The sequence below is a fragment of the Microbacterium sp. SCN 69-37 genome (assembly GCF_001724435.1).
GTDB classification, from domain to species: Bacteria; Actinomycetota; Actinomycetes; order Actinomycetales; family Microbacteriaceae; genus Microbacterium; species Microbacterium laevaniformans.
This window is the reverse complement of record NZ_MEEL01000001.1, coordinates 56,820-83,114: the sequence shown is the minus strand read 5'-3', so window position 1 is coordinate 83,114 and position 26,295 is coordinate 56,820. Positions and strand designations below refer to the sequence as shown.

At 66.7% G+C, this 26,295-nt stretch carries 23 protein-coding genes and 1 pseudogene; 7 read left to right on the top strand and 17 right to left on the bottom strand.

Annotated features, from left to right (window positions below; all coding sequences use genetic code 11):
• Window positions 1–145: 145 nt before the first annotated feature.
• Complete coding sequence (locus ABS64_RS00380; protein ID WP_292679990.1) at window positions 146–3,154, bottom strand: AAA family ATPase; 3,009 nt, start codon at window positions 3,152–3,154, stop codon at window positions 146–148.
• Between the two features lie 373 nt (window positions 3,155–3,527).
• Between ABS64_RS00380 and ABS64_RS00375 the strand changes: the two genes are divergently transcribed.
• The gene (locus ABS64_RS00375; protein ID WP_292679989.1) at window positions 3,528–4,934 is read left to right on the top strand and encodes an IS1380 family transposase; all 1,407 of its coding nucleotides are present in this window, start codon (window positions 3,528–3,530) and stop codon (window positions 4,932–4,934) included.
• 436 nt (window positions 4,935–5,370) lie between these two features.
• Here the strand turns inward: ABS64_RS00375 and ABS64_RS00370 are convergent, their stop codons facing one another.
• From ABS64_RS00370 to ABS64_RS00345, 6 genes are all read right to left on the bottom strand, one after another.
• Window positions 5,371–6,285 (bottom strand): carbohydrate kinase, encoded by a 915-nt coding sequence (locus ABS64_RS00370; protein WP_292679987.1) that lies wholly within the window; start codon window positions 6,283–6,285, stop codon window positions 5,371–5,373.
• 2 nt (window positions 6,286–6,287) lie between these two features.
• On the bottom strand, window positions 6,288–7,373 hold the full coding sequence (locus ABS64_RS00365; RefSeq protein WP_292679985.1) for an ABC transporter permease: 1,086 nt from the start codon (window positions 7,371–7,373) through the stop codon (window positions 6,288–6,290).
• Window positions 7,370–8,395 carry an ABC transporter permease gene (locus tag ABS64_RS00360; RefSeq protein WP_292679983.1) on the bottom strand — a complete coding sequence of 342 codons (1,026 nt, stop codon included), beginning with the start codon at window positions 8,393–8,395 and terminating at the stop codon, window positions 7,370–7,372. Before ABS64_RS00360 ends, ABS64_RS00365 begins: the two co-directional genes overlap by 4 nt.
• Window positions 8,392–9,909 carry a sugar ABC transporter ATP-binding protein gene (locus ABS64_RS00355; RefSeq protein WP_292679981.1) on the bottom strand — a complete coding sequence of 506 codons (1,518 nt, stop codon included), beginning with the start codon at window positions 9,907–9,909 and terminating at the stop codon, window positions 8,392–8,394. The genes ABS64_RS00360 and ABS64_RS00355 overlap by 4 nt, the downstream gene beginning before the upstream one ends.
• Window positions 9,910–9,987: 78 nt before the next feature.
• Window positions 9,988–11,010, bottom strand: coding sequence for an autoinducer 2 ABC transporter substrate-binding protein (locus ABS64_RS00350; protein WP_292679979.1), 1,023 nt, complete (start codon window positions 11,008–11,010; stop codon window positions 9,988–9,990).
• 59 nt (window positions 11,011–11,069) lie between these two features.
• Window positions 11,070–11,939: a sugar phosphate isomerase/epimerase family protein gene (locus ABS64_RS00345; RefSeq protein ID WP_292679978.1), complete on the bottom strand. Its 870-nt coding sequence runs from the start codon at window positions 11,937–11,939 to the stop codon at window positions 11,070–11,072.
• 184 nt (window positions 11,940–12,123) lie between these two features.
• Here ABS64_RS00345 and ABS64_RS00340 point away from each other — a divergent pair, with 184 nt between their 5' ends.
• Complete coding sequence (locus tag ABS64_RS00340) at window positions 12,124–13,137, top strand: LacI family DNA-binding transcriptional regulator (RefSeq protein ID WP_292679977.1); 1,014 nt, start codon at window positions 12,124–12,126, stop codon at window positions 13,135–13,137.
• Between the two features lie 149 nt (window positions 13,138–13,286).
• On the opposite strand, the gene ABS64_RS00335 is transcribed toward ABS64_RS00340, so the two are convergent.
• The gene (locus ABS64_RS00335) at window positions 13,287–14,384 is read right to left on the bottom strand and encodes an alcohol dehydrogenase catalytic domain-containing protein (protein WP_292679975.1); all 1,098 of its coding nucleotides are present in this window, start codon (window positions 14,382–14,384) and stop codon (window positions 13,287–13,289) included.
• Window positions 14,385–14,447: 63 nt separating this feature from the next.
• Window positions 14,448–14,876 (bottom strand): annotated as a pseudogene (locus ABS64_RS00330) (ROK family protein); the annotation flags it as partial.
• On the opposite strand from ABS64_RS00330, the gene ABS64_RS00325 reads away from it, so the two are divergent.
• Both ABS64_RS00325 and ABS64_RS00320 read left to right on the top strand, forming a co-directional pair.
• Window positions 14,876–15,040 carry a hypothetical protein gene (locus tag ABS64_RS00325; protein WP_292680022.1) on the top strand — a complete coding sequence of 55 codons (165 nt, stop codon included), beginning with the start codon at window positions 14,876–14,878 and terminating at the stop codon, window positions 15,038–15,040. The pseudogene ABS64_RS00330 and the gene ABS64_RS00325 sit on opposite strands and share 1 nt — an antisense overlap.
• Before the next feature lie 182 nt (window positions 15,041–15,222).
• On the top strand, window positions 15,223–16,629 hold the full coding sequence (locus ABS64_RS00320) for an IS1380 family transposase (protein WP_082908796.1): 1,407 nt from the start codon (window positions 15,223–15,225) through the stop codon (window positions 16,627–16,629).
• Window positions 16,630–16,979: 350 nt separating this feature from the next.
• Here ABS64_RS00320 and ABS64_RS00315 read toward each other — a convergent pair whose 3' ends face one another.
• The gene (locus ABS64_RS00315; protein WP_292679973.1) at window positions 16,980–18,239 is read right to left on the bottom strand and encodes a hypothetical protein; all 1,260 of its coding nucleotides are present in this window, start codon (window positions 18,237–18,239) and stop codon (window positions 16,980–16,982) included.
• 38 nt (window positions 18,240–18,277) lie between these two features.
• Between ABS64_RS00315 and ABS64_RS14640 the strand changes: the two genes are divergently transcribed.
• Together ABS64_RS14640 and ABS64_RS00310 are read left to right on the top strand one after the other, a co-directional pair.
• On the top strand, window positions 18,278–18,475 hold the full coding sequence (locus ABS64_RS14640; protein ID WP_363331255.1) for a helix-turn-helix domain-containing protein: 198 nt from the start codon (window positions 18,278–18,280) through the stop codon (window positions 18,473–18,475).
• Window positions 18,436–18,618, top strand: coding sequence for a hypothetical protein (locus ABS64_RS00310; RefSeq protein ID WP_292679972.1), 183 nt, complete (start codon window positions 18,436–18,438; stop codon window positions 18,616–18,618). The genes ABS64_RS14640 and ABS64_RS00310 overlap by 40 nt, the downstream gene beginning before the upstream one ends.
• A gap of 79 nt (window positions 18,619–18,697) precedes the next feature.
• Here the strand turns inward: ABS64_RS00310 and ABS64_RS00305 are convergent, their stop codons facing one another.
• The 5 genes from ABS64_RS00305 to ABS64_RS00285 form a co-directional block, all read right to left on the bottom strand.
• Entirely contained in the window at window positions 18,698–18,958 is a 261-nt protein-coding gene (locus ABS64_RS00305) for a DUF3892 domain-containing protein (RefSeq protein WP_292679971.1), read from the bottom strand.
• Between the two features lie 76 nt (window positions 18,959–19,034).
• Window positions 19,035–19,190 carry a hypothetical protein gene (locus ABS64_RS00300; RefSeq protein ID WP_022894611.1) on the bottom strand — a complete coding sequence of 52 codons (156 nt, stop codon included), beginning with the start codon at window positions 19,188–19,190 and terminating at the stop codon, window positions 19,035–19,037.
• Window positions 19,191–19,257: 67 nt separating this feature from the next.
• A complete protein-coding gene (locus tag ABS64_RS00295; RefSeq protein WP_292679967.1) occupies window positions 19,258–20,271 on the bottom strand; it encodes an ImmA/IrrE family metallo-endopeptidase in 1,014 nt (337 codons plus the stop codon).
• Window positions 20,268–20,930: a hypothetical protein gene (locus ABS64_RS00290; protein WP_292679965.1), complete on the bottom strand. Its 663-nt coding sequence runs from the start codon at window positions 20,928–20,930 to the stop codon at window positions 20,268–20,270. The genes ABS64_RS00295 and ABS64_RS00290 overlap by 4 nt, the downstream gene beginning before the upstream one ends.
• A complete protein-coding gene (locus tag ABS64_RS00285) occupies window positions 20,927–21,439 on the bottom strand; it encodes a sigma-70 family RNA polymerase sigma factor (protein ID WP_292679964.1) in 513 nt (170 codons plus the stop codon). The genes ABS64_RS00290 and ABS64_RS00285 overlap by 4 nt, the downstream gene beginning before the upstream one ends.
• Before the next feature lie 599 nt (window positions 21,440–22,038).
• Here ABS64_RS00285 and ABS64_RS00280 point away from each other — a divergent pair.
• Window positions 22,039–23,492 (top strand): IS3 family transposase gene (locus ABS64_RS00280; RefSeq protein ID WP_292679962.1). Its coding sequence is split into 2 segments (ribosomal slippage): window positions 22,039–22,411 and window positions 22,411–23,492, totalling 1,455 coding nucleotides; the frame shifts between segments, so codons are not numbered across the junction.
• Window positions 23,493–23,940: 448 nt separating this feature from the next.
• Here the strand turns inward: ABS64_RS00280 and ABS64_RS00275 are convergent.
• Together ABS64_RS00275 and ABS64_RS00270 are read right to left on the bottom strand one after the other, a co-directional pair.
• On the bottom strand, window positions 23,941–25,068 hold the full coding sequence (locus tag ABS64_RS00275; RefSeq protein ID WP_292679960.1) for an FAD-binding oxidoreductase: 1,128 nt from the start codon (window positions 25,066–25,068) through the stop codon (window positions 23,941–23,943).
• 28 nt (window positions 25,069–25,096) lie between these two features.
• On the bottom strand, window positions 25,097–26,134 hold the full coding sequence (locus ABS64_RS00270; protein WP_292679958.1) for a Gfo/Idh/MocA family oxidoreductase: 1,038 nt from the start codon (window positions 26,132–26,134) through the stop codon (window positions 25,097–25,099).
• Between the last annotated feature and the right edge of the window lie 161 nt (window positions 26,135–26,295).

Below are 26,295 nucleotides of genomic sequence, written 5' to 3'. Positions count from 1 at the left end.
TCCGCCACCGACAAGGAAGTCGAACAGGGCCCACGCTCACCCACGGATCCACCCGGGCTTCGAGTCACACCCTGACCTCACGCAACTGGGATCGGAGGCGGAGACGGCACGCACTCACCCATCCTCTCCCCTGTCCTGCCGACGGCTAGCGCCCGAGCCCAGTTCCAGACGCCAAGCCGTTCACTCCGCCCACATCGCGAACCTGACGGGAACGGTCGAGGCGTGCGCGCTCCGCGGCATCTCTGGCCCGTCGGAGGCCCTCCTCGTACTCATGCATGACCAGCAGGTAGCGAGCGAGCAGTCGCTCCTTGGCGCCGTCGAGATCGATCGACGTGTCTTCTGCGCTTCCGCGCCCGTGCGTTCTCGAAGCGGCATCCGCCTTCCGCCGGTCAATGTCGAGCAGCGTCCGCGCAGCCTGAGAGAGCCAGTCGCGCTGTGCCTCGAGCGGGGGCGCTGGCTGAGTACCGGGATCGCGGGCAGCTCGACCGAGCTCGACTCGCGCCGCACGCTCGGAGTCGTCGATGCTTACTTCCTGGGATCCGCGCATCATGCTCGCCGCGACTTGGTCGCGTGCGGCGGCCGGTGTCCTCGCGATCGCAATCGCCTCGTTGTGCGTGCGCCCCCGCGTCATCCCGACGTACAGCCCCGACGCGTCCACGCCAGGCCCGACAACGGAAGCGTCCGTCGTCTCGCCTTGGATCCCGTGCACGGTCGACGCGTAGGCGAGATGCATGTGCTCGGCGGCATACTCCGGCGACACCCGACGTCGGTCCCCACTGTCTTCCAGCGCGACCAGTTCGATGTCCGATCCGCCGATGCTCCGGATGGTCCACAGTGCGCGGTTCTCGACATCCGCGTCGCGGTCATTGCGGCGGGTCTGCACCACGTCCCCCTCGAGCAGCCGTTGCTCCCCCTGCCCGATGGCGAGGCGCTCCTCATGCAGCTGTCCCAACTCGACCCGGCGCTCCTGGATCGCCTCGTTGATGGCGTCGGCTTCCTCGTTCGTGCTCGTGACCAGGGCGACTCGTGCGCGGGTCGCCGCCCAGCGGAAGTACGCCTCGACCATGACGTCGCGCGCTTGCGCGGCATCCGCGACTCGGTGGATCGATCCCCGCTCGTCGAGTTGGCCGGCCACTGCGAGTGCTTGGTCGTGGCTGCGGGGCTCGCGCATGCGGAGCGTCAGTGCGGCGTATTCGGGGTCGCGGAAGCGATGCACCGCGGTCAGCTCGACGACGGCTGTCGCGCGCCGCGTCATGCACGCCATTGCACCGGCATGCCCGACCGGCATCGCCTGCAGGTGGTCGCCCACCATCGCGATCCCCGCACCGGTCTCGGCTGCGACGACCGCAAGCGCATTCGCTGTGTGTAGGTCGACCATGCCGGCTTCGTCGACGACGACCCGGTCGCTCGGTCGCAGGATGAACCGGCGCGGCCCCATGAAGACCGCGCCGGTGCGGGGGTCGATCTCACCGACGTCGAGCCGCGTCCAGGTCTCGCCGCCCGCTTCATCGCGACCCCATCGCCAGCCGTGGTCGGCGAGCAGCGCATGCAGGCTGAGTGAGGTCGCGCCGATCTCGCGGGCCGCCACGGAGGCCGCCTTCTTGGTCGGTGCGACCACCACGAGGTGGCGCCCCTGCCGTTCGAGTGCGGTGCGTGCGACGCGGAGCATCGTCGTCTTGCCGGCGCCCGCCGGCCCCGTCACCGACACGAGGCGATCTGTGCCGGCGATTGCCGCCGCGGCGTCCGACTGGCCTGCGTCGAGCGTGACGTCGTGAGGCAGGCTCTCTCGCGAGATGTCGAGGATGTCCTCGTGGTCGACCGGCTCCCCGGCGTGCGTGAGCGTGTCGAAGCGCGCTGCGAGCTCGACTTTCAGCCGCGCCGTCGAGGCGGCCATGTATCCCTTGATGTGACCTGGCCGGTCGCCTTCCTGATCAAGTAGGTCGACGGTGTGAACGAGGCCCCGCGCGACGACGTCATCGATGAGTTCCTGCATGCTCTCGCGGGGCGCGACGATTCCGGATGCCGCGACAGCCCTGGTCGCACCGGCTCGCAGGTCGTAGCTGCTGAACCTTCCCCCGCACGCCGTGGATCGTGAGTCGGCATCCACCGTCGCGCGGGCGGCGAGCAGGTCACGGTCCAGCGCCCCGATCGTCGTCGCGCTCGTTCTCGTCGGCTGGCGCGCGATCAAGAGGGCGGGATCGATCGCTCGCAGCTCATCACGAACGAGCTGCTCCCACTGCTCCTCGTCCACAACGCCCGGCTTGTTCGGGCGGTTCTTCGCCCACGCCAGTCGATCGATGTGCTGGAGGACGTCGTGGTCGGGCTCCTGACCTGGGTGCTCCGATCGCCAGCCGAGCAGCAGCTTCGCGCGGTTCGCTTCGATCTGGTTGGAGCGGCGCGAGAGCGGACGTACGGCGGATGCGAGCTCGGCGATCTCACCGTCGCTGTCGAGCGTGTAGCCATTGCGGGCAAGCGCTTCGAGCCACTGCGGGTCCGTACGCGCGGCCAGCTCGCCCTCCGCGTTGATCAACGTGTGCAGCTTCATCGCAACCCGGGAGTCGACATTCGACCACTTCCCGTCTTCCCCGAGCACCTTCACGTTCAGCCACAGGTGCCGGTGGATGTGCGGGTCGAGCGCCCGCGAGCGGCGGTGCTGCAGCTCGACGACTTCGATGCGGTGAAGGCTCTCCCGGATGCTGCCACCCGCGCCCCGGCGCGCGTTCAGCTCGTGACGCCAGGTCGTGATGATCCGAGTTCGCAGCCGATCCTGAAGTGCCTCGAACTCGGCTGCGAGGTCATCGTTGATCAGCGCGGCGACGCTGTACGACTTGGGTGCATTGATGGTGCCGTCCAGAATCAGGTCCGCCTGCGGCGACCTCAGCTCGCGGCCGCGCGGGGCGTCGGTGTGTGGGTCGTGACCGTCTACCCAACGACGTAGCTCCTCTGGATCGAGCGCATCCGTCGCGATGCGTCCCTGCTCGACTGTGAATCGCGTGACGCGCGCAGAGCTGCTGTCGGCGTAGGCGGCGAGGGCTTCGACGCCGGTGACGCTCCGGAGGTGCGAGTCGCAGCTTCCCTTGAACGCATACGCCATCGCCTGTCGAACCCCCGCCGATTCGACGCCCCTCTTCCAGCGTTCGAGGCCCCCGCGCATGGGCCCAGAGTACGCCGGATCTGTCTAACTTACGAGTGCTTACACAGAAAGTGCCTGCGTGCATCGCAGTTCTTGGGTGGCCCCTGTTTGGTTGGGCCGGCCCGGCAGGGTCGTACCGCGCCGTCGGGTGGGCGCCCGGCTCGGGCGCGATGAGCGAGAACTCATCTGGCCTGGTCTTGCGTTACCAGGGGCGGTTGCGGTTCCCGCCGGTGTCAGGGCGCTTCGGGAGTGCGCGGTGATCGACCCTCTTACCCTCGATCCACCGATCGGGAGGCTCGCTGAGTTGGCGTCGTGACGCAGAAATGCCCCTCTGACCGGGAAGAATAGAGCTTGTCTAAGGTCCTATTCCCCGAGCCCGAGAGGCATCTCGTAGATGCAATTCAAGCACGCTTCCGCTGCCGTGTCAGCGATGTTCGATGATCCGAATCTCGTGTCGACGGCCGGACTGGTCCCGATGCTCCGTCTTGCCCGGTCCGCGGGCCTCGATGAGCTCGCGCAGTCGCGGTTGAGTGTCCCGACGGACAGGGGCGCGAACGCGGGCGGCAAGGTGATGGCGCTGGTTGCGGGGATGCTCGCCGGGGCGGACTCGATCGACGACATGAACGTGCTCCGTCACGGCGGGATGGGCCGGCTGTTCGACCGAACGTATGCACCGTCGACGCTGGGCTCGTTCCTGCGCGAGTTCCGGTTCGGGCACGTCCGCCAACTCGACGCCGTCGCCTCCCGAACCCTGGTGAACCTCGCCCGGTCCGCGCCGCTGCTGCAGGTGGCGAACGACGAGCGGGTGATGGTGGACCTGGACGACACGATCATCGAGGTCCACGGATACCAGAAGCAGGGCGCCTCGTTCGGGTACTCCGGGGTCCGTGGACTGAACGCCCTCATCGCCACTGCCAGCACCCAGACCTCAGCACCGGTGATCCTGGGTCAGCGCTTGCGGCGGGGGAAGACCGGTTCTCCGAAAGGCGCCGCGAGGATCGTCGGCGACGCACTTGCCACCCTCCGCCGCATGCACCCCGGGACCAGTCCGCGGCCATTGCTGCGCGCCGACTCCGCGTTCTACGGCCACGCCACCATCGGCACCGCCATCAAGGCCAGCGCGGACGTATCGGTCACCGTCCGGATGGACCCCGCCGTGAAGGCCGCGATCGCGTCGATCCCTGAGGATGAGTGGGAGATGATCGAGTACACCGACTCGATCCGTGACGAGGCTACCGGTCAGCTGGTCTCCAAAGCAGAAGTCGCCGAAGTGCCCTTCATTGCGTTCCGGTCGAGGAAGATCGCCGAACGCGTCGAAGGACGACTGGTGGTGCGGCGGATCCCGGACCTGAACCCGAACAAGGTGGAACAGCCGACGCTGTTCGACGTCTATCGGCATCACGCGTTCTTCACCACGACCGACAAGACGACGATGGGCACCGTCGTCGCGGACAAGACCCACCGCGGCCACGCGATCATCGAACAGATCCACTCCGACCTCAAAGCAGGGCCGCTCGCTCACCTGCCGTCCGGGGTGTTCACTGCGAACAGCGCCTGGCTCGTGCTCGCGGTGATCGCGTTCAACCTCACCCGCGCCGCCGGGCTGATCGCCGACCGGGCGGGTCGGCTTGCCAGGGCGACGACCGCGACGATCCGCCGCACTCTCATCTCGGTGCCGGCACGGCTGGCGCGGTCGGCGCGGCGAATCACGCTGCACCTGCCCGAGGCTTGGCCTTGGCAGGCCGCGTTCGAGCGCCTATTCACGGCAACCCACCCGCCTCCACCGGCCGCGGCCAGCTGACCACCGCCGCAACGACGGCACGACCGAGGATCAAGTGGACGACCGGGATGAAACGCCCGGGACTCACCCCTGCCCGCGGCAGCTCACCCCACACTGATCACGCCGACGCCACCAGCCAAGGGCTCATCGGTGGATCGAGGTTTAGGTGTAGGTGTCGCATTCGCCGAGGAAGGGCCGGTTGACGGCTGGTCTGTTGTGGTTGGCGATGAGACGGGCGCGGGTTTCCCGAGTGATCGTGGCAGTTTCTGATCTGAGGGCTGCGAGGGCCAAGGAGACATATGCGGAAGGGGTGCCGGAAGGCTCGTCCGTGAGGGGGTGATGCAGGCGATCGATGTGCGTCGGTGCGACGTGGGCGGCGGTCGTGGTCTTCATTGACGGTGATCTCTTGACATCAGATGTGGCGGACTGGTGCTGGGAAGGCTGGGGTTGCTCTTGGTTATCCGGCCGGGTCGGCGTGGATGGCCAGTTCGTCGCGAACAGGAGGGTTGGCGCCGGGGCGGGATACGGTGATCGCGGCAGCGGCGGTCGCGTATCTCAGGAGGCGCTCGAGTTGCTCTCGGCTGAGGACTGGGACTAGAGCCGACGCGTTGGGGGTGGTGTTCAGGCGGAGGAGTCCGTCGATGAGCGCGGCCATGAAAGAGTCCCCGGCTCCGACGGTGTCGGCGACGACGGTGGGCACGCCTGGGGTCGTTGCGTCGATGTGCGCGGTGGTGGCGTATGCGCCGTCGGCGCCCATGGTGACGATGGCCAGTGATGCGCCGAGGTCGATGAATGCTCGGAGGGATTGCTCGATGCTTCGGTGAGGGTAGAGCCAGCGGAGATCCTCGTCGGAGGCTTTGACGATGTCGCTGACGCGCACGAACGCTTCGACTTGGTGGATGGCGTAGTCCCGGTCGGGGATCAGGGTGGGGCGACAGTTGGGGTCGTAGCTGATGAGCGCGTGAGTTCTCGCGTTACTGATCAGCTCGAGCACGGCGTCGGCGCCAGGTTGGATCATGGTGGCGATCGAGCCGGTGTGGACCAGGGAGGGCGATGCGTCTGATTCTTTGAGTGCGTCCGGGTTGGAGAGGTTCCAGTGGATGTCGAAGTCGTAGGACGGAACTCCCGCGGCATCGAGGGTGACGCGGGCGACGCTGGTTGGGGCGGTGTCGGGCGTGGTGAGGGTGGTGACGTTGTTGGCTTCGAGGTGCGCGGCGATCAGGTGCCCGTAGACGTCGTCTCCGTGTTGGGTGAGGAACCGGGTGGGTTGGCCGAGACGGGAGAGGCCGATGGCGACGTTGAGGGGGCTGCCGCCGACGTAGGGCTGGTCGTGGACGATGTCCACGAGGGCTTCGCCGATGACGGTGACCATGGTCAGGCGACCCGACCGAATCGCTTGCGGGTGAAGTTGTTCAGCAGGGCGGCGCCGATGAGGAGCACGCCGAGAGCGAGCAGCTGGTACTGGGTTCCTTCGTTGCCGGCGAAGGCGAGGAGGATGCCGGCGTTGAGCCAGACGATGAGGAGGGTAGCGAGAATCACGCCGGAGACTTTGCCGATGCCGCCGGTGATCGCGACCCCGCCGAGCACGGCAATGGTGATGGCGGGCAGGGCCATGCCGCTGCCTGAGACGCCTGCGTCGGGGCGGGCGGAGGCGAATTGGGCGACGGTGACGACGGCGACGAGGGCCGAGATGATTCCGGAGAACAGGTAGGCGGTCATTCGGTTGGATGCGACGTCTACGCCGGCCCATTTTGCGGCGACGTCGTTGGTGCCGACGGCAAACAGGCGGCGCCCGTAGGTGGTGCGGTTCAGCAGCAGCCAGACGATGAAGGCCGTGGGGATCAGGAAGGTGAAGATGCCGAGTGGGACGTCCGGGATGCCGGCACCGATCACCGGGATCTCGACGGAATCGGCAGCGGAGAAGAAGTCCTGGATCCGGATCGCGCTGATCGGCCGTTGGCCGCTGATGACCAGGGCGAGGGATTTGAACGCGTACAGGGTGGCGAGGGTGGCGATCAGCGGCGGGAAGCCGATGTAGGCGATCAGGACGCCGTTGATCGCACCACAGATCGCGCCGGCGAGGACGGTGATCAGCAGCGCGACGGGGAGGCTGAGTTCCCAGATGCCGTAGGCGTAACCGAAGACGATGCCGCAGAGGCTGACGATGGCACCGACGGAGAGGTCGATGCCGCCGCGTCCGGAGAGGATCACGAGCAGCTCGGCCAGGCCGAGCATGGCGAGTGGGACGGCGGTGATGAGGGCGGCGCTGAGGTAGTCGGCGTCGTAGGAGCCGCTGAGCCACCCGGTCTGGTCGAGGATCGTCATCACGACCAGGACGATCACGATAAGCAGGCCCAGGAGCGCGGTTCGGTTGGCGATCAGGGTGATCGCCAGGTTGCTGACCCGGTTACCGGCGCTGGGGCGCTGGGTGGGGCTCGTTTGAAGAGTCTGCGTGGTCATGAGTGGGTCTTCTTCTTCCGGGCTCGTTCGCGGATGATGTCGGTGCCGACGGCGAGGATGATCGCCGCGCCGACGAAGAGGTCGCCGAGCTGCGAGGGCCAGCCGAGCTGGGTGACACCGGACAGGACGGTCTGCACCAGCAGGGCGCCGAGGATGGTGCCGAGGATGGAGCCGCGACCGCCGAGGGTGGAGGTCCCGCCGATCACAACGGCGGCGATGACGCTGAGCTCACGACCGGCACCGACGGACTGGTCCAGGGTGGATGTTCCTTGGGCGACGATGAAGCAGGCGGCAAGGCCGGCGAGGAGCCCGGTGAGGGCATAGGCGGACAGAACCAGGGGACGGACTTTGATGCCGGCGAGGCGGGCGGCGTTCTCGTCGCCACCGATAGCGAAGAAGTGCCGGCCGATCACGGTGTGACGCAGGAACCACCAGGCGGCTGCGGCGATGAGCAGGGTAATGGCGAAGCTGTGCGGAATGCCGAGGGTACGGCCGGCTTCTCCGCGGCCGAAGACCTCGAAGGTGGAGGGGATGCCGTTCACGGTGGAGGAGCCGAAGATCCGAAGGGCGAGGAAGGTGAAAAGGTTTGCCGTGCCGAAGGTGATGATGATCGCTTGGATGCGGCCGTAGGCGACCAGGAATCCGTTGATCAGCCCGAGTGCGAGGCCCACCAGCATGGCGAGGCCAACAGCGGGTAGCAGCGGGATGCCGGTCTCGACCATGGTCTTGGTGGTGATCACGGCGGCGACGGTGAGGATCGCGCCGACGGAGACGTCGATGCCGGCGGTGATGATCACGAAGGTCATCCCGACCCCGATCAGCGCGATCGGGGCGACCGCGACGAAGAGGGGAAGGATCGAGCCGGGGGTGAGGAACGACGGGGTGTAGATGCCCAGCAGGATCCACAGCACGGCGATGATGCCGATCAGGACGATTTCCTGGCCGGTGATCAGCCGGGGCAGCACTCGGTGTTTGACTGCCTGGGTGCTGGGGATGGTGGTGGTGGTTAGCCAGCGGCTCATTTTGGGTCCTTCGTGGTTCCGGCGCCGGAGGCCGCGGCGAGGATGTCGACCTGGGTGGCGTCGTTGCCGAACTCGGCTCCGATGCGTCCTTCACGTACGACCAGCACCCGGTCCGAGATGCGCAGCACTTCGCTGAGGTCGGTGGTCACGACCAGGACGGCGGTGCCGCCGTCGGCGAGCTTGCTAATCAGACGGTGGATCTCTTCTTTCGCTCCGACGTCGACGCCCTGCGTCGGTTCGGCCAGTACCAGCAGACGGGGGGCGGACAGCAGCTGCCGGGCGATGACTACCTTTTGAGCGTTGCCGCCGGACATCGCGCTGACCGGCTGGTTTTCGCTGGGGGTTTTGACGCCGAGCTGAGCGATCAGGTCCCGGACGATGGTGCGCTCTTTGCGTTTGTTGATCCAGCCTTTGACGCGGCTGAGTTTGGCGAGATCTCCGATGGAGATGTTGAACCCGATGCTCTGGAAGGAGAAGACGCCTTCTGCTTTCCGGTTGGCGGGGACCATGGTGATCCCGCGGCGGCGCGCGTCGGCGGGCCGGCGGTTGACGGTCTTTTTCCCCTGGTAGAGCATCGTGCCGGTGCTGGGCTGCTTCATGCCGTAGACGATGTCCGCGATCTCTGCGGCGCCGGAGCCGAGGAGCCCGTAGATGCCGACGATTTCACCGCGACGCACGGTCAGGTCGATGCCGGTGAGGGAGCCTTCCAGCCCGACATCCTGCAGCTGCAGGGCGGCGGGTCCGTCGGGGAGGACCTTGGCGGTGCGCTCCTCGGTGACGATTCCACCGACCATCAGTTCGGCGATCATCTTGGTGGTGAGATCCCCGATCGGATAGGTGTCCAGGGTGCGTCCGTCGCGCATCACGGTGACGGTGTCGGCGATCTGGAACAGTTCGTCGAGGCGGTGGGAGATGTAGATGACGGCGACGCCGCTGGCGGTGAGGCGCCGGACGATGCTGAACAGCACCTCGATTTCCTGGTCGGTGAGGATCGCGGATGGCTCGTCCAGGATGAGGATGCTGGCGTCCCCGGCGACGGCTTTCGCGATGGAGATCTGCTGCTGCTGGGCGATGGACAGTTCACCGACGGGCACCATGGCCAGGCCGGGGGAGAGGCCGATCATGGTGAGCAGGTCGCCGATCTGTTCGGCTTGCGCGGTCCAGTCGACTCGGCCGCCGCGGCTGATCTCGCGTCCGACGAACACGTTCTCGGTGATGCTCAGCTCGGGGAACAGCTGCGGTTCCTGGTATACGGTCTGCACGCCGAGTGCGATGGCGTCGGCGGTGGAGGAGACGGTGACTTCGGTCCCGTCGAAGGCGATGGTGCCGGTGTCGGCTTGTTCGGCGCCGGCGAGGATCTTGATCAGCGTCGATTTTCCGGCACCGTTCTCCCCGACCAGGGCGTGCACGCTGCCGGGCTGCACGGTGAGGTCGGCGTGCCGGATGGCACGGACACCGCCGTAGCTTTTGGAGACGCCGCGCATCGCGATGCGGGGAGCCAGGGTCTGTTCCACGAGGAGACGTCCTTATCAGGTGGTGGGGAGCAGGAGAGGGTGCCGGGGTGCCCCTGTGGGGGGCACCCCGGAGGTCGGTCAGTAGTTGAACTGGTCGACGTTGTCCTTCGTGAAGATCAGCGGCGGTCCGAGCAGCTCGATCTTGGTGTCGGCATCGAAAGTCACGCCGGTGATGGTGTCGTTCACGTCGAAGCTGGGCTCGAGGGTCTTTCCGTCGACCAGCTGTAGGCCGGTCCAGGCGGTGAGGTAGCCGAGGTTCTGCACGTCCCACAGCACCGAGGCGCTGGAGGAGCCGTCCTTCAAGTAGGGGGCCATCGACATCGGGGTGCCTCCGCCGACGGTGAAGACCTGCCCGATCTTGCCGGCATCCTTCACAGCCTGCGCCACCCCGGGGGCGGCGGCAGAGCACAGCCCGATGATGCCCTTGAGGTTCGGGTGTGCGTTCATCAGGTCGGTGGCCATCGACGCGGCCTTTGCCTGGTCCTCGCCGGCGTAGACCAGGTCCACGAGCTTGGCGTCTGGGTAGTTGTCGCCGATTTCCTTCTTGATGACGTCGATGTAGGCGTTCAGGTTCGCGGCGGTCTCCACGCAGGAGACGATCGCGTACTCACCGGAGCCACCCATCGCGTCCATCAGGCTGGTCGCGATGGCTTTGCCGTGGTTTTCCTCGGTGGTCTGGTTGACGAAGACCTCGCGCACCGAGTTGGGGGCGTCGGTGTCGGAAGTGAGCACGGTGATTCCGGCGTCTTGCGCCTGCTTGAGCAGCGGCGCCATCGAGTCGGGATCGTTGGGGGCGACGATAAGCGCGTCGACCTTCTGCTGGATGAACGACCGGACGATGTCGGCTTGCGCGGCCGCGTCGGCGGTGGTCGGACCCTGGTACAGCCAGGTAAACCCGAGGTCTGCTGCGGCGGCCTCCCCACCCGCGTTCATCGCCTCGAAGTAGGGGATGCCCTGCAACTTCGGGACGAACGCGATGGTCGGCCCATCTGAGGACCCGCCGCTCGCGGATGGTTCGGCGTTCTTATTGGTGCAACCGGTCAGCGCCAACGCGCCGACGGTGACCAGGGCCGCGAGAGCCAAGAGGGGTTTCTTGAACACGGATATCTCCTTTGATACTGCTGCTGAGGGGCGCAGATGCGCCGGTCTTGGTGGGTGGGTTAGTGGAGGCGGATGGTGTCGATGGCGGTGAGCTTGTCTCGGATAAACGCGTTGGCGTGTGCGCCGAGCTCGTCGTTGTCGGTCCAGAGGTTGCGCCAGATGCCGAGCATGCGGCTCAGGTCGGGGGCGACCACGGCGGAGGAGAACGATTCGAACGTGATTGGGCCGTCGTAGCCGATGCGGCCGAGGGCTTTGAAGAAGTTGTCGAAATCGACCGAGCCGGTGCCGAGGTAGCCGCGGTGGCTTTCTCCGATGTGCACGTAGTGCAGCGACGGGGCAGCGTCCAAGACGGGGGCGAACATGTCGGATTCCTCGATGTTCATGTGATAGGTGTCGAGGTGGATGCCGAGGTTGGGGCGGTCGATATCGGCGAGGTAGCTGATCGCCTGTCGGGCGGTGTTGAGCACGTTCGTCTCGTACCGGTTGACGACCTCGAGGGCGACGTTGACACCGCGGTCGGCGGCGTGGTCGGCAACTCGACGAATGGTGCGCTTGCTGTTTTCCAGGCCCTCCGCGGTGACGGGCTCCATGTACTTCTTCATCGCGCTGTAGATGACACCGCACAGGTGCGTGCCACCCAGGTCGGCCAGCACGTCGACGGCCTGGATCAGGAGCGCTTCGCCGGCGGCGACGACGGACGCGTCCGTGCTGGTGACGTCGGTGGTGTCGGAGAGGCCGAGGGAAGCGCTGACTGCGAGGTCGTGCTCGGCGAGGGCGGACTTCGCGGCGACGGTGTCGAAGGTGAACGGGTCCATCAGCGGGTACTCGATCAGGTCAAACCCGGCGGCCTTCGTCTTCTCTGCGGAGAGGCGGATCCCCTCGGCGTCGAAGTGACCGGTCCAGACCAGACCGTGGCAACCAATGTTCATGGACGTCTCCTCGCGACGATGCTGAGTGCGCGGCGTCTGCGCCGCTGATCCGAGTTGGCACGTTGCAACTGGCCTGAGGAGACTATAGAACCTAGACTTGCAACGTGTCAAGTGGTCCTTGCAACGTGCCAGTCGAACGGCTACTCTCCTGGGATAACCCGAGACCCGGACGCAGGGAGCAGTGATGCCCGCAAGCGTGAAGGACGTCGCCGCCCTGGCGAAGGTGTCTTCGTCGACGGTGTCGAACTATCTGAACCATCCTCATCTGCTGGGTGCAGCCAGTCGGGAGCGGGTACGTGCGGCGATCGAGCATCTCGGGTTCGTCCCGAATGAGTCCGCCCGACAGCTGCGCGCTGGCACCAGCAAGGCACTGGCACTGATTCTGCTGGATGCCTGGCAGCCGTACTTCAACGAGCTCTCCCGCGGGGTGGAGGACGTCACCCGGGCGGGGAACTGGGCGCTGTTCTTCAGCAATAGCAACCGCGACGCCGCCCAGGAGCGGAACAACATCGACATGTTCGAGTCCCACCGTGTGCAGGGGATGATCATCTACCCGCAGTCCGATGTCATCCCCCGGCTGGAGCGGCTCGCGGACAAAGGCATCCGCTCGGTGATCGTCGGGCCGTCCCACAAGTCGGCAAAGATCGCGTCCGTCCCGTTCGACGATTTCGGCGGTGGCCGACTGGCGGGGGAGCACCTGATCGCGATGGGCCGGCGCCGGATCGCGTTCCTGGGGAACCCGGAGGATGTGAGCCAGTCCGCGGATCGGCTGAACGGTCTTGTGGCCGCTGTGCAGGACGCCGGGGCGGGGGCGAGCGTGGTGGTCGTTCCGATCTTCGACCTCAGTGTCGAAGACGGGATCCGTGCCGCCGGGACGATCCTTGATCTGCCGCCGGAGGATCGCCCGGATGCGATATTCACTGCCAACGATGTGGTCGCGATCGGCGCGTTGACCTGCTTCCTGCGCCACGGCGTGCGCGTGCCCGAGGAGATCTCGATCGTCGGCTTCGACGACATCGCCCTCGCCCATCAGGCCGTGGTCCCGCTGACCACCATCCGCCAGCCCGGATACGAGATCGGCCGCGCCGCCGGGACGCTGCTACTGCACCAGCTGGAGAACGCCGACGCCGCACCGCCGGAGATCGCCCCGTTCGCAGCAGAACTGGTCATCCGAGAATCCACCAGCCCCGTCCGATAACGGCGCCGAACCAACCCCTCACCCCCGGTTATGAGCTCTGAAGCTGACACCCCATGTAGACGCTGCGGGCACGACGCGGATGAGCACCGTGGCCCCTGCGAGACGGACATCTTCATCGCCCGCGGATGGATGAAGTGCGGCTGCCCGGGCTATCTCACCCATCCGGAGGGCGCACCCCGGTAAGGTGCAGCCCTCACGCAAGACCCTCCCGGAGCGCGCGGACGCCCATCCCGGCCTGTACTACTACTGCTGCGGATGGATGACGGCCTTGATGGAGTCGGGGACGGTGCGGGCCAGGAGCAGGGCTTTCTCGGTCTGGTCGAGGGGGAAGTGGTGGGTGACCAGGGGGCGACGTCGATGCGTCCGGAACCGACGAGGTCGATCGCGATCGGCCAGGTGTGCGCGTACCTGTTGACCAGGGCGATGGTGAGCTCTTTCGGGTTCAGGGTGGACAGCGGGAGGGTGACGGGCTGCTTGGCGATCCCCACGACCGCGGCGCGACCGGCTTCGTGGAGCCGTTCGAGACCGGCGGCGAGGACACCGGGCGCGCCGGAGCACTCGATGAGCACGTCGAAGGTTCGGTCGCTGGGTTCGTCGCTGCGCTCGGCGTCGAAGCCCATCGCGCGGGCGGTGTCGAGCCGGAACGGGGCCAGGTCGGTGAGCGTGACCGTACCGGCGCCGAAGGCGCGGGCAGCGGCAGCGGCGAGCAGCCCGACGGGGCCGGAGCCGGTGACGAGCACGTCGTCGCCGGGCACGAGGGCGGCGCGTTTGCATGCCCAGATGCCGACCGAGAGCGGTTCGAGGAGTGCGCCTTCGTCGTAGCTCATCGTGTCGGGGATGGGGAACAGGGTGGCGGCGTCCAGCACGATGTTCTCCACGAGCGCGCCGTCGTAGGGCGGGGTGGCGAGGAAGACCAGGTTGGGGCAGAGGTGGTAGCGACCGGCCATGCATTCGTGGCAGTGCCGGCACGGGGTGCCCGGCTCGATCGCAACCCGGTCGCCGACGGAGACATTGGTCACGTCGGCGCCGACGGAGACGACCTGGCCGGCGGCTTCGTGGCCGAGGATGATCGGCCCGTCCACGACGTAGTCGCCGATGCGACCGACGGTGTAGTAGGCGGTGTCGGATCCGCAGACCCCGACGGATTCGACGCGGACGACCGCTTCGTACGGGGCGGGGTCGCGGAGGGGGCGGTCCTCGACGGTGAGGGATTCGATCCCGGTCATGACGGCGGCACGGTTGGCCATGATGTGTGCTCCTTGAGTGCTATGAGTGCTGTGAGGGGTGTTTCGGTCCGGCTGGGTGCGGCGTCAGGATGCCTGTTCGACGCGTTCCGGGGTGGGGAAGGACAGGGCGGCGCTGTGTTCCAGGCCCGCGGGGCTGAAGACGTGGTCGGCGACACTGAGGGCGAGGCCGATCACCCCGGCGTATTCGCCGAGCTCGGAGCGGGCGATCTGCAGCTGCCCGGTCACGCCGGGGTGGGTGCGCTGGTAGACGCGTTCGCGGAGCCCGGACAGCAGGACGTCACCGCAGTCGCTGAGCCGTCCGGAGAGGATGATCGCGTGCGGATTGAGGATGCTGACTAGCTCGGCGGTCGCTTCCCCGATGATGCGCCCGGCACGGCGCACCGCGCCGGCAGCGACAGGGTCACCGCGCGGAGCACGAGCTCGGTGACGTCGTCGACCAAGGGCCCTGGGCACAGTTGAGGGAGCCTTTTGACGAGACTTGGTTCTGCTCCGTGCCGGAGCCGGAACGGCTCTCCCGGCTGATCGCCCGACACACCCACTTCGAGCGCACCGCGGACGCCGCCGAACAGTGGGCACGTCAAGTCGACGGCGCAAACGCTACCCTGATCGAATCCACCCGCCACCGCGCCGACCTGATCATCAACACCACCACCTGAGCTCGGTTTGCGTTCGTCTGGTCCATCCAATCCCCGGATAGCGACTGGAACTAGTCCCTTAGCCTCGATGCACCGATGGGGTGGGGTTTGGTCGGGCGTCGTGACGCAGAAATGCCTCTCTGACCAGGAAGAATAGAGCTTGCTAAGGGTTCTACTGTTCCGATCCGAGAGGCATCTCGTAGATGCAATTCAAGCACGCTCCTGCCGCTGTGTCTGCGGTGTTCGATGATCCGAATCTCGTGTCGGTCGCGGGCCTGGTGCCGATGCTCCGTCTCGCCCAGCATGCGGGGCTTGACGAGCTGGCGCAGGGTCGGTTGACCGTCCCGACCGACAAGGGCTCGAACGCCGGCAGCAAGGTGATGGCGCTGGTTGCGGGGATGCTGGCCGGCGCCGATTCGATCAGCGACATGAACGTGCTGCGCCATGGCGGGATGGGCCGGTTGTTCGACCGGACGTTCGCCCCGTCGACGCTCGGCTCGTTCCTGCGGGAGTTCCGGTTCGGGCACGTCCGCCAGCTCGACGCCGTCGCCTCCCGAGTGAATGTGAGCCTGGCCGCCCGGGCGCCGCTACTGCAGACGCGGGGCGGTGAGCGGGTGATGGTGGATCTGGACGACACGATCATCGAGGTCCACGGATACAAGAAGCAGGGTGCGTCGTTCGGGTACTCCGGGGTCCGCGGTCTGAACGCCCTCATCGCCACCGCCAGCACCTCCACCTCGGCGCCGGTGATCGTCGGCCAGCGGTTGCGGCAGGGGAAGACCGGGTCCCCGAAAGGCGCCGCCAGGATCGTCGGCGACGCTCTCGCCACCCTCCGCCGCATGCACCCCGGAAGCAGTGTTCGGCCGTTGCTGCGGGCGGACTCCGCGTTCTACGGGCACGGCACCATCGGCACCGCGCTGGGGGCCGGCGCGGACGTGTCGGTGACCGTGCGGATGGACCCTGCGGTGAAAGCCGCGATCGCGACCATTCCGGATGATGCGTGGGAGATGATCGAGTACCCGAACGCGATCCGCGACGAGACCACCGGGCGGTGGATCTCGAAGGCAGAGGTCGCCGAAGTGCCCTTCACCGCGTTCCGGTCCCGGAAGATCGCCGAGCGGGTCGACGGGCGACTGGTGGTGCGACGGATCCCGGACCTGAACCCGAACAAGGTGGAGCAGCCGACACTGTTCGACGTCTACCGGCACCACGCGTTCTTCACCACCACCGACAAGCAGTCGATGGGCACCGTCGCGGCGGACAAGACCCATCGGGGGCACGCGATCATCGAACAGGTCCACGCCGATCTGAAGGGCGGGCCGCTCGCGCACTTGCCCTCCGGGGTGTTCACCGCGAACAGCGCCTGGCTCGTTCTCGCGGTGATCGCGTTCAACCTCACCCGCGCTGCCGGGCTGATCGCCGACCGAGCGGGTCGGCTCGCCAGGGCGACGACCGCGACGATCCGCCGCACCCTCATCCAGGTGCCGGCACGCCTCGCCCGGTCCGCGCGTCGCATCACTCTTCACCTGCCCGAGGCCTGGCCCTGGCAGACCGCGTTCGATCGCCTGTTCACGACCACGCACACACCACCACCGGCAACGGCCAGCTGACCATCGCCGCGACTGCGGCACGACCGAGAACGAAGTGGACGACCGGGATGAGACGCCCGGAACTCACCCCTGCCCACGAGTCGTCAGCCCGCCACGATCAGGCCGGCCCCACCACGCTCAAGCGGATCGGTGCATCGAGGCTTAGTTACGAACAGCGAGCGACAGAGGAACCGCTGGACAGAGCCCGATTACGACAGCGCCCTCCGACAGGTCAGGCGTTAGCGTGATCCGCATCCAGGCCGCCTACGGTTGGGGCCCTCCCGCACTTCCATTCGCGCCACGTTCGTCCCCCACTACAGGACTTCGGGAACGCCAGCGTCGGCTCCTGAGCTCGTCGGCCTACGCGCCGATTAGTCATTCCCGCGGAGGTACCGTTTGCCCGCAATGATGTACGCGTGGATCTGCTGGGCAGAGGTCGTGATCGATCCTTCGCCACGGCGCCGCACGATGCTGAAGAACGCACCCTCCACTTTGCCCTCCGCGATCGCGCCATGAACCAGGTAGGGCTGCATCTCGCTCGGCTGTTTCGGAACATAGATCGCGAGCACGCTATCGGTCGCGGTCACCGCGAACTTCTCGATGAGGAGCCCATCGACCGGCGGCACGATGCGGGCATCAAGCAGCTCGTGAATCTGCGCGGCATTTAGAATGGAGTCCGCGACCGGGGTGAGACTACCGATCGTGTTGGCTCCGCCAGGTGCCTCCTTGTATCCAATGACGAGGACGGCATCGACATCTCCGTTGGCGAATCGAGCAACGTCCTGCGCAAGCTCGACCTTCGCCTTCTTGCCCGTGTCACCAGGCGCCGAGATGGGGTGCATCTGGGTCTTGACCTCGAGGTAGTCGGACTCCGCTTCGCCGATGAGCAGGTTGAAGTGGCCACCTCGCAGCAGGTTGAGCACTCCGGCGGCGTCGAGAGGGCCTGTCCGCGTTGCGCTGAGATAGTCCGCCATGGCTGCGGCGCCGTCCATCAACGTCGCCATGGTGACGTGGTCGTCGGTAGCGATAGAGACCCTAACGTCGTGCGCCATGCCTGCCAGAGTTTCGATTGTCTCTGCGCGGAAGCGTTCGGACCACTCTTCGCCTTCGGGCCAATGGGACAGCAACTCCTCCGGAGTTCCGCCGCCAGGAAGGGCGAAGCTGACTCCGGCAACCCGGCACCCATATGCGGCGGCGATGCGTCCCAGCCTGGCCGCTATCTCCGCTTCCGTCTCGGCGGGTTGAGCTGGATATCGCTGCGTGACGATGGCTACCACTACATCGTCGACGATGTCCACGTCGTAGCGACGGTCGATGTCGTAGACGTCTTCGTCGATTGGAGGAGGCGTCCGGTCGACGATGAGTACGGTGCCGTAGTAGTTGCCTGCGACAGCTCGCCCGAGGCTACCGACGTTCACGAGCCGGAGCTGCGACTCTGCGGCGATCAACGGCCCATGCTTGATGCGGTCGATCGTCCAGGACCCCGTATTGATACCGAGATCCCTCGCCCGTTCCACGACAGCGTCCGTCACTTCCGATGGGAGGAGCCGCTCCTCGTGACCCTCCTCGTCGTAGGTGATGACGTAGACGTCGAGGCCATCGGGCCGGGGTGAGGGCGCAGATTCAGTCACGGGGACAATTCAAGCGCGGACGGGGTGGATCTGAGCGGATGTCCCAACCTCGCGATAGGCGCGGCCGGAACCGTCTGAACGTCGAGCAACAGGCTGCAGTCGTCACCCGGTACAGCAACGGCCAGACTTCAACCGCACTCGCTGAGGAGTACAGCGTCGCGAAGTCCACCATCGTGCGAGTTCTGCGCGAGGCCCGATGGTCGTGCGCCGTCAGCCCATCACGCCCGAGCAGGTGAGCGAAGCAGCCCAACTTTATGAGGCGGGCCCGTCGCTCTCCCAAGTCGCCAAGCGGCTCGAAGTGAACCAGGAGACGATGCGAATGGCCATCTTGAAGGCCGGTGCCGTCCTGCGCGAGCCAACGAAGGCGAAGACCGCGTAACGCTGCGGACCGACCCTTGGACAAGTGAAGGACGGCACCTGCACAGGCGGGGCGATCCTTCACTTGTCCGGCGTCCTTGTCACAGGTCGGGCAGGTCGTCCAGGTTGTTGCGGGTGGTGTTGTCCCGATCGGTGCGGAGGTACTTGCCGGTCGCGCCGTCGACGACGCGGATTTCCGTGCGCTTCTCGGGCCACTGCACGTAGTACGTGTGGATGCGGAGCTCGATGTCGCTGATGGCGTCTGCCTTGGCACGCGGCGACCAGAACTGGCCGGGCGTGCCGATGGCGGTGATGTCACCGTCGCGGTTCTTGCGGGAGTGGGTTACTCGTCGATCTGCCATGATTCCTTGTTCTCTTGATGAGGGGCGAGGTGAGGCGGTGACGAGCGGAGCCGACAGCGGGCCGGCTCCGCTTCGATCACTTCTCGTTGCGGACACCCTTGTGCTGGTTGGGGCTGCCATTCATGATGCGGCCCGTCGAGGTGTCGCGCTTGAACCAGGTCTTGCCGACCTGGAACTCGCTGCGCCCCTTGACCGCTCCGACGCGGTGACCGCGTCCCGTGTTCTTCGCCATTTCCGGCTCCATCTCCGGGGCTGACGGTCAGCCCCTCACCAAGTAGTCGGAGCAGAAGGCGATCGAGTTAGCGGCAGCCTTCGCAGAGCCCATCGACGAGCAAATGGCGTTGGAAGAGCAGGAAGCAGCCGGTGCAGGCTTCCTCGGTCTTGGCGGTTCGGTCGCACTGGCAGTTCTTGCAGACGGGACAGAACCCCGTGCCGCAGGTGGGGCAAGGGTAGCCGCGGAACGTGCGGCTCTGTCCGCAGCAGTAGATGGTCAGGAGGTGGCGCGTGTCGAAGTCGCGCGGCTGGATCATGTAGCCGGGTTCGACCTTCCAGATGTCGTGCCCGGCCAACACCGTGATGATTCGCCGGTCATCGGCGGTGGCGTCGGCGTAGAAGTCGGCGGTCCTCCCCCACGAGTTACGCCAGGTGACCCGACGCGTGAACGTCGCTCCCGGAGCGATCTGCAGGAGGGCATGGGCGTTCGGAAGGATCTGCCCGCGCCACGGGTAAACGACGGGCCACCCATCGTCAGGCTCAGGCTGGATGCTCGCGTGCGCGACTTGACTGTCGAAGCGATCGATAAGCACGACTGCGCCCAGTCCCCTGATGCGCCGCGCGATCGCGATCGCGCATGCCTGATAGCTGGCCTGACTGTTGTCGAAGAGGTCCTGGACGTGGTGGGCACGCACCAGATCCGCGCCAACCACTTCGGCGACGAGCGCGTCGGGCAGCAGGAGCCGCTGTGCGATCTGGTCGCACACCGTCTCGAGCAGCGCAGGCGGATCCGACTGATCGGCGATCCAGTCGAACAGGCCCTGATCTTGCTCGACCACCCAGTGACCGAGCTCATGCGCGAGGGTGAAGTTCTGACGCCGGCTGTTCGGCGTCGGTGCGTACAGGATGACGCCGTCTTCGAGAAACGACATCCCATCGCAGAAGCCGCCATCGCCACGACTGGTGGCAAGCGAGTCCACCGCGCGCACAGTCAGCCGCATACGGCTGGTGAGCGCGTCGAGCGGGTCAAGGACGAACAGCTCTTGAACCTCGGGATCGATAATCTTGACGGCGCGCTCGATCCACGGTCCAAGCTTCATGAACCCTTGGTGCCTTCGACGGAGTCCACCAACGCTTCAAGTGAGGCAAGCAGAACATCTGCCTCGGGTGCGCCACCGCGATGCACGGCGACCAGCATTCTCGACTCGAGCGCGGAAGACGCCAATGCGATGGTCGTTCCCTGAAGACGCGCCCAACGCTGCGCAAGCGCTTTGAAGGTCTCGGATCCCACGACCGCTGCCAACCTGGCGCGCTCTGGATCCGTTCCACACGGACGTCGCAACCGGTCGGCGTCCGCTCCGGCCACCTCTGCAAGCGCGTTGATCAGGGCAGGGACACGGGGCAGGTTCTTGCCGCTCTCCCAGGCGAAGATGTCTCTGCCCGTCACTTCCCACCCTCGATCGGAAAGTCGCTTCGCCAATGCGCTCACGGTCAGACCCGAACGTTTCCGGGCACTAGACAGTGCCTTCCCGTCGAGCTCCAGCTCGGAGTCGGGCACGAGGCCGAGCATTGCAGCGACCGGATCATCGGCAAGCGGCGGAGCGGTCTGTTCGCTCACCCAAGCGAGATCAGCAGCCTCGAGCAGCTTGCGAAGTTCGGGGCGATTCACGCCCGCGCCCGCGGCAAGCGCCGACCGACCTGCCCGCGCGTCAAGAATGTCCGCCAGCTCCTGGTCTCGGTCATCCGAGTGCATGGTCACCCTCCTTCCTCCACGGCTGCACTGATCTTTGACAAGACTCTCGTACTGATCTGGCTGACGCGACCCGGAGTGACGCCGAGCTCGGCGGCAACCTCGTCCCTCGGACGATCCCGAACGATGTACTGCGCCAGGACAAAGTGCTCCTGCGCATCGAGGCCCGCGATCACCGGCCTCGCACGTGCCATCTTCTCGAGACGCTCCAGCGCGTCGTCATCGTCCGGCGGTCTCGCACCGGGGACGTACTCCTCGGAAAACTCGACCCGCTTCTTCATCGCGGCCGAGCCAACAATGTCGAGTGCTCGGCGCTTCGCTGTCACCACGAACAGTGCCTCCCAGCTGCGAGGCGGCTCCGCCGGCGGCGCCTTCATGACGGACACCATCGCTTCCTGAACCGCGTCATCGGCCAGATCAACTCGTCCGCTTCCGCGCAGCACTTCATAGGCGACCCTGTACATCGCGTCGCGATGCTTCTGATACAAAGCCGCCCAGTCGTAAGAGGGGTCAGCCATGCGCAGGCTCCTCGCCCCGTGCACCCACCTCTTCACCTTCCCTCAGCGCCGATGGTCGTCGCTTCAAAAGGTAGTCGGGACAGACCGGCGGAGAGTTAGCGACGCGTTGGCATGTCGCGATGTGGCTTTCGCATGTCCGCAGTGCACCTCGCCGCGATACGCAGCTCGCCGAGCTGAACGGCTCGCAGCGCGACTTTGCCACTCCAGGTGCAGCTCACTCAAGGCTGCCCGCCCTCGAGTCAAGCCGTCCTCGGTGCCTCTTGAGGTTCCTAATCGTCACGCCACGGCATCGTGTCATCGCGCCACGCACCCTTGCTCCGCAGCTTCAACTCAATCGCCTCCGCCTGACTTCGCATCACGGACTCCTCGAGCCTTCCCGTCCGCCAGAACCGGAGGTTATGCGTGAACTCTGCGACCCACTCGTGGAAAGGCGCCGAAGCCTTGAGGACCTCCTCGGCATTGGACCGGTCTGACACCGCGCGAAGTTCCTCGAGCGAGCGGAGCGCTTGGAAGAGGCAGAGCCCTGCGTGTCAGGGTTGGGTGAGTCCACCGGGTCATAGCAAGTCCGCCTCGCAGGGCGTTGAAGGATTACCTGTTTCATGAGTTTGAGTTCCCCTGTCGCGTTGCGCAGCGCGGATGATGGAGTGGTGTCCGCTCCTTCGAATCCTGATGGCCCGACCCGGCGTCGGTCTTTCACGCCGGGTCAGAAATTGAAGTACCTGTCGGAGTACGAGACCGCGTGCGAGACCGGGCAGGGCGCCGCTTTCCTGCGCCGCGCCGGCTTGTACTCGTCGTTGATCTCGGAGTGGCGCAAGCAACGCGACGCGGGCCTGCTCGAGGGCAAGACGCCCGGCGAGAAGGTGGGTGCGCCGTCGCGGGAGCAGGCCGAGATCGCCCGGCTGCGGCAGCAGCTCGCGAAGGCGGAGCAGAAGCTCGTCACGACCGAGATGGCGCTTCAGATCATGGGAAAAGCACACGCGCTCTTGGAGCAGATCTCCGAGAGCGCGGATCCCGACGAGCCGCGCAAGAAGCGCTGATGGGCACGTACGTCGAGCTGACCGCCGTGGGCGTGCCGACCCGGCAGGCCGCGGTGCTGACCGGGGTGCCGCGAGCGACCGCGGCGCGCGCTGCAGCCCGGGCGGCCAGCCCCGACCTGGAGCCGACACCGCCGCGTCCGGCGCCGGCGAACCGGCTGACGGACGAGGAACGATCCGTCGTGCTGGCGACGTTGAACAGTGACGAGTTCGTCGACAAGCCGCCTCTGCAGGTGTACGCGATCCTCCTCGAACGCGGCGAATACGTCGGGTCGGTCGCGACGATGTATCGGGTGCTGCGCGAGAACACGCAGGTCCGTGAACGCCGCCGCCTCGCGACGCACCCGCCGCGGAAGGTTCCCGAGTTGATCGCGACCGCACCCGGTCAGGTGTTCTCCTGGGACATCACCAAACTTGCCGGCCCCGTTAAGGGCGTCTACTACGACGCGTACGTGATGATCGACATCTTCTCCCGCTACATCGTCGGCGCCATCGTCCACACCACCGAGGACGGGCTCCTCGCGAAAGAGATGATGGCTGACGCGTTCGGGCTGCACGGCACCCCGCAGGTCGTGCACTCCGACGGCGGCCCATCGATGACGTCGAAGACCGTGAAGACATTCCTGTCCGATCTCGGTGTCGTCCGCTCCCGGTCCCGACCACACGTGTCCAACGACAACCCGTACTCGGAGGCGCTGTTCAAGACGATGAAGTACCTGCCGGTCTTCCCCGATCGGTTCGTCTCCCTCACCCACGCCCGACAGTTCCTCGACGAGTTTGTCCACGCGTACAACCACCATCACCGGCATACCGGGATCGGGATGCACACCCCCGCCGACGTCCACTACGGCCACGCAGACGCGATCGACCGTGATCGAGACGCCGCACTCGAGACCGCCCGCCGAGCCCACCCCGAACGCTTCGGCAGCCGCGCGACAGCCAGACCGAAGATCCTCGACCGGACCCCGGCCGCCTGGATCAACCAGCCACCCGCCGACGAACACCAACTCGCCGCCTAACACCCACCGGTCTCATCCGCCTTGACAAATTCCGCATCTCGTGCGATTCTAACCACCACCAATGCGAGATCTTCGGGTGCATCGACCAGACGCGGCGATCATGAGTGTTTCGGGCGGACTTGAATCACGGCGCCGATCGTAGGTGCCTATGTGTCGTCAGGGGAGCAGGCTTGCGCCGCTACCGGTGCTGATGGGTCAGTTGTCGATATCGACGATGTCGGACAGCGGTTCAACCAGTTGCCATACTTCGAGGCAGAAGTGACTGCTTCTCGCTGTCGACTGATCCCTCGGACCCATAAACAGTGAATTGTCCGACCTGCGTCGTGACGTCCGGAGTGGCCCTGCGGAGCTGCGCGGTTGCGCCGGAGAGGAGATCGGCGCGATCAGCGGTGCTTAGTCGCGCCAAGTAGATTCCGGCACCGCGACTGCGTGGCCGAGAGGCTATCGATCAGCGGGCGAAGCGATCGGGGCGGAACGGGGTCATCAGAGGAGACACATATCCGGTGGCGATCTCGTCGGCGAGCAGCTCGCCCGCGATCAGCCCCTGCGTCGCCCCGCTGTGGCTGAATGCGACGTACAGCCCGCGGACCTCGCCGATGCGGCCGTAGACCGGTTCGCCGTCCGCGGGGACCGGCTTGTAGCCCGCTCCGATCCGGGCGACCTCCAGTGCCGGGTGTGCTTGGAGCACCCGCGCGGCCTCGGCCAGCAGTCGCCCGACGACCTCCTCGGCGATCTGCAACGACCCGTCCGCGGACACCGCGATCGACCTCTCGGACCAGCCCGAGTCCATCGCGAGGCCGCCGTCCACCGTGCGGCGTATGGCGACGTGCGGGGTGTTGAGTGTGACCTCGAGCGGAAGGTCCACCGGCGTGGTGAAGACCACGAACGCCGGCGGGCTCGATGTGCCGATCTGCACCCCGAGCTCGGCGAGCTGCAGGGGGACGGACGGTCCGGTCGCGAGCAGCACCGCATCCCCGGAGATCTCATGACCGGCGGCGGTGCGCACGCCCGTCGCACGCCCGCCCGCGACGATCGGCTGCGACGGGCCGGCGTCCTCGACGATCGTGCCCCCGAGCTCGACAATCTCCTCAGCGAGGAGCCGGATCACCGAGGGAAGGTCGACCCAGCCTTCACCGGGATTGAAGATCGCACCCTCGGCGGCGACGGCTGAGGGGTCGACGCCCGGCGCGACCCGTGAGATGCGGTCGCGGGCGACCCACTCGGCGTCGTAGCCGCGCTCGCGTTGCAGGGCGAAGAGGTCGCGCAGCGATTCGCCGTCGTCCTCGTCGGCCCACATGAGCCCGCCGGTGAAGCGCAGATAGCGAGAGGAGCCGGGATGCCGGGCGCCCCACGTACGCCAGCGATCGATGCCTGCCACGCGGATGGCGTAGTACGGCCGCGGCCACTTCCACGCGGCGTTGAGCCATGCCAGGGACCGACCGGACGCACCGCCGGCGAGAGCTCCTTCCGTCACGAGGGTCACGCGCACCCCTCGGCGGGCGAGCTGTGCCGCGGACGAAGACCCGAAGATCCCTCCGCCGAGGATCACGACATGGTCTGGCTGGTGCTCGATCATCGGTCTTCCCTCTTCGCTCGGTGGAGCGTCATCGTGGCTGTACGTCTCGGTGCACGCGCTCGATCAGCTCGAGCGCCTCGACGGCGTCGGCCGAGTCGACGGGAACCGGCCCGCCGTGCCGGATGGCGGTCGCGAGTCCCCGATAGAACCCGCCGTAGTCGCCGCGCTCGGTCGGAACGGGCGTCAGGTCGGGCTCCGCGCCGACCATCCCCCAACGATCCGGTGCGGTGACGCCGTAGGCGGGGTCGCGCGGCGACACGCCGGCGGCGAGCGCGGCCTCCTGTCCGTCCAGGCCCCACGTCGTGTAGCCGCCGACCGAACCGAGCACGCGGAAACGCGGGCCGGACTGCGGCGCCATCGAGTTCATCCACAGGTGCGAGATCGGGCCGGACGCATGCTGCAGCGCCACGAACGCGTCGTCCTCGGCCGGGGCGCCCGGCCGACGGACCGCGAGCTCGGCGGAGACGTCGTCGACGGGGCCGAACACACGCAGCGCCTGGTCGATCAGGTGGGCACCGAGGTCGTAGAGGATGCCGCCGCCGTGGGCGATGCCCGTCTGCGCCTTCCAGGAGTCTCGCGGCCGGGGCTTGAAGGTCTCGAACCGTGATTCGAAGCGAGCGACGTCGCCGAGGTCGCCTTCTTCGATCAGGCGCCGCACCGTGAGATAGTCACCGTCCCACCGTCGATTCTGGAAGACCGAGAGGAGCCGACCGACGCTCGCCGCGTGCGCCACGAGGGCGCGCCCCTCCGCTGAAGAGACGGTGAAGGGCTTGTCGACGACGACGTCGAGCCCGGCGTCGATCGCCGCCATGGCAAGCGCCGCATGCGTCGCCGGCGGCGAGCCGAGGATGACGAGGTCGAGGTCGTCCGCCCGCAGGAGCAGATCGTCGAAGGACGTGAGCACGGCGGCCTGCGGGTGCAGGCGCGCGGCCCCCGCGGTGCGACCCGGATCCGACGTCACGATCGCATCGAGTGAGTAGTCGGGGGATGCGGCGATCAACGGGGCATGGAAGACCCGGCCGGAGACGCCGAATCCCACGATCGCCGTACGGATCGGGCGGGACATGGCGGTTTCGTTCATGCGGAGCATCTCCCGGGGCGATCGCTTCTCGTCGGCTGCGGCGGGACACGAAATCGCTCACCGCATGTGGTACCGGTCTCAGTACACTGGGAGCGTAACCCTCGGGTGAACCGTCGTCAAGCGCGACCGCAAGGCGCAGAAGCAGA

Excerpts from the sequence above, each read along its gene's own strand:
- ABS64_RS00380 (WP_292679990.1), bottom strand. The coding sequence starts at position 3,154 with ATGCGCGGGGGCCTCGAACGCTGGAAGAGGGGCGTCGAATCGGCGGGG.
- ABS64_RS00375 (WP_292679989.1), top strand. The coding sequence starts at position 3,528 with ATGCAATTCAAGCACGCTTCCGCTGCCGTGTCAGCGATGTTCGATGAT.
- ABS64_RS00370 (WP_292679987.1), bottom strand. The coding sequence starts at position 6,285 with ATGGTCACCGTCATCGGCGAAGCCCTCGTGGACATCGTCCACGACCAG.
- ABS64_RS00365 (WP_292679985.1), bottom strand. The coding sequence starts at position 7,373 with ATGACCACGCAGACTCTTCAAACGAGCCCCACCCAGCGCCCCAGCGCC.
- ABS64_RS00360 (WP_292679983.1), bottom strand. The coding sequence starts at position 8,395 with ATGAGCCGCTGGCTAACCACCACCACCATCCCCAGCACCCAGGCAGTC.
- ABS64_RS00345 (WP_292679978.1), bottom strand. The coding sequence starts at position 11,939 with ATGAACATTGGTTGCCACGGTCTGGTCTGGACCGGTCACTTCGACGCC.
- ABS64_RS00340 (WP_292679977.1), top strand. The coding sequence starts at position 12,124 with ATGCCCGCAAGCGTGAAGGACGTCGCCGCCCTGGCGAAGGTGTCTTCG.
- ABS64_RS00335 (WP_292679975.1), bottom strand. The coding sequence starts at position 14,384 with ATGGCCAACCGTGCCGCCGTCATGACCGGGATCGAATCCCTCACCGTC.
- ABS64_RS00320 (WP_082908796.1), top strand. The coding sequence starts at position 15,223 with ATGCAATTCAAGCACGCTCCTGCCGCTGTGTCTGCGGTGTTCGATGAT.
- ABS64_RS14640 (WP_363331255.1), top strand. The coding sequence starts at position 18,278 with ATGTCCCAACCTCGCGATAGGCGCGGCCGGAACCGTCTGAACGTCGAG.
- ABS64_RS00310 (WP_292679972.1), top strand. The coding sequence starts at position 18,436 with ATGGTCGTGCGCCGTCAGCCCATCACGCCCGAGCAGGTGAGCGAAGCA.
- ABS64_RS00305 (WP_292679971.1), bottom strand. The coding sequence starts at position 18,958 with ATGGCAGATCGACGAGTAACCCACTCCCGCAAGAACCGCGACGGTGAC.
- ABS64_RS00300 (WP_022894611.1), bottom strand. The coding sequence starts at position 19,190 with ATGGCGAAGAACACGGGACGCGGTCACCGCGTCGGAGCGGTCAAGGGG.
- ABS64_RS00295 (WP_292679967.1), bottom strand. The coding sequence starts at position 20,271 with ATGAAGCTTGGACCGTGGATCGAGCGCGCCGTCAAGATTATCGATCCC.
- ABS64_RS00285 (WP_292679964.1), bottom strand. The coding sequence starts at position 21,439 with ATGGCTGACCCCTCTTACGACTGGGCGGCTTTGTATCAGAAGCATCGC.
- ABS64_RS00275 (WP_292679960.1), bottom strand. The coding sequence starts at position 25,068 with ATGATCGAGCACCAGCCAGACCATGTCGTGATCCTCGGCGGAGGGATC.
- ABS64_RS00270 (WP_292679958.1), bottom strand. The coding sequence starts at position 26,134 with ATGTCCCGCCCGATCCGTACGGCGATCGTGGGATTCGGCGTCTCCGGC.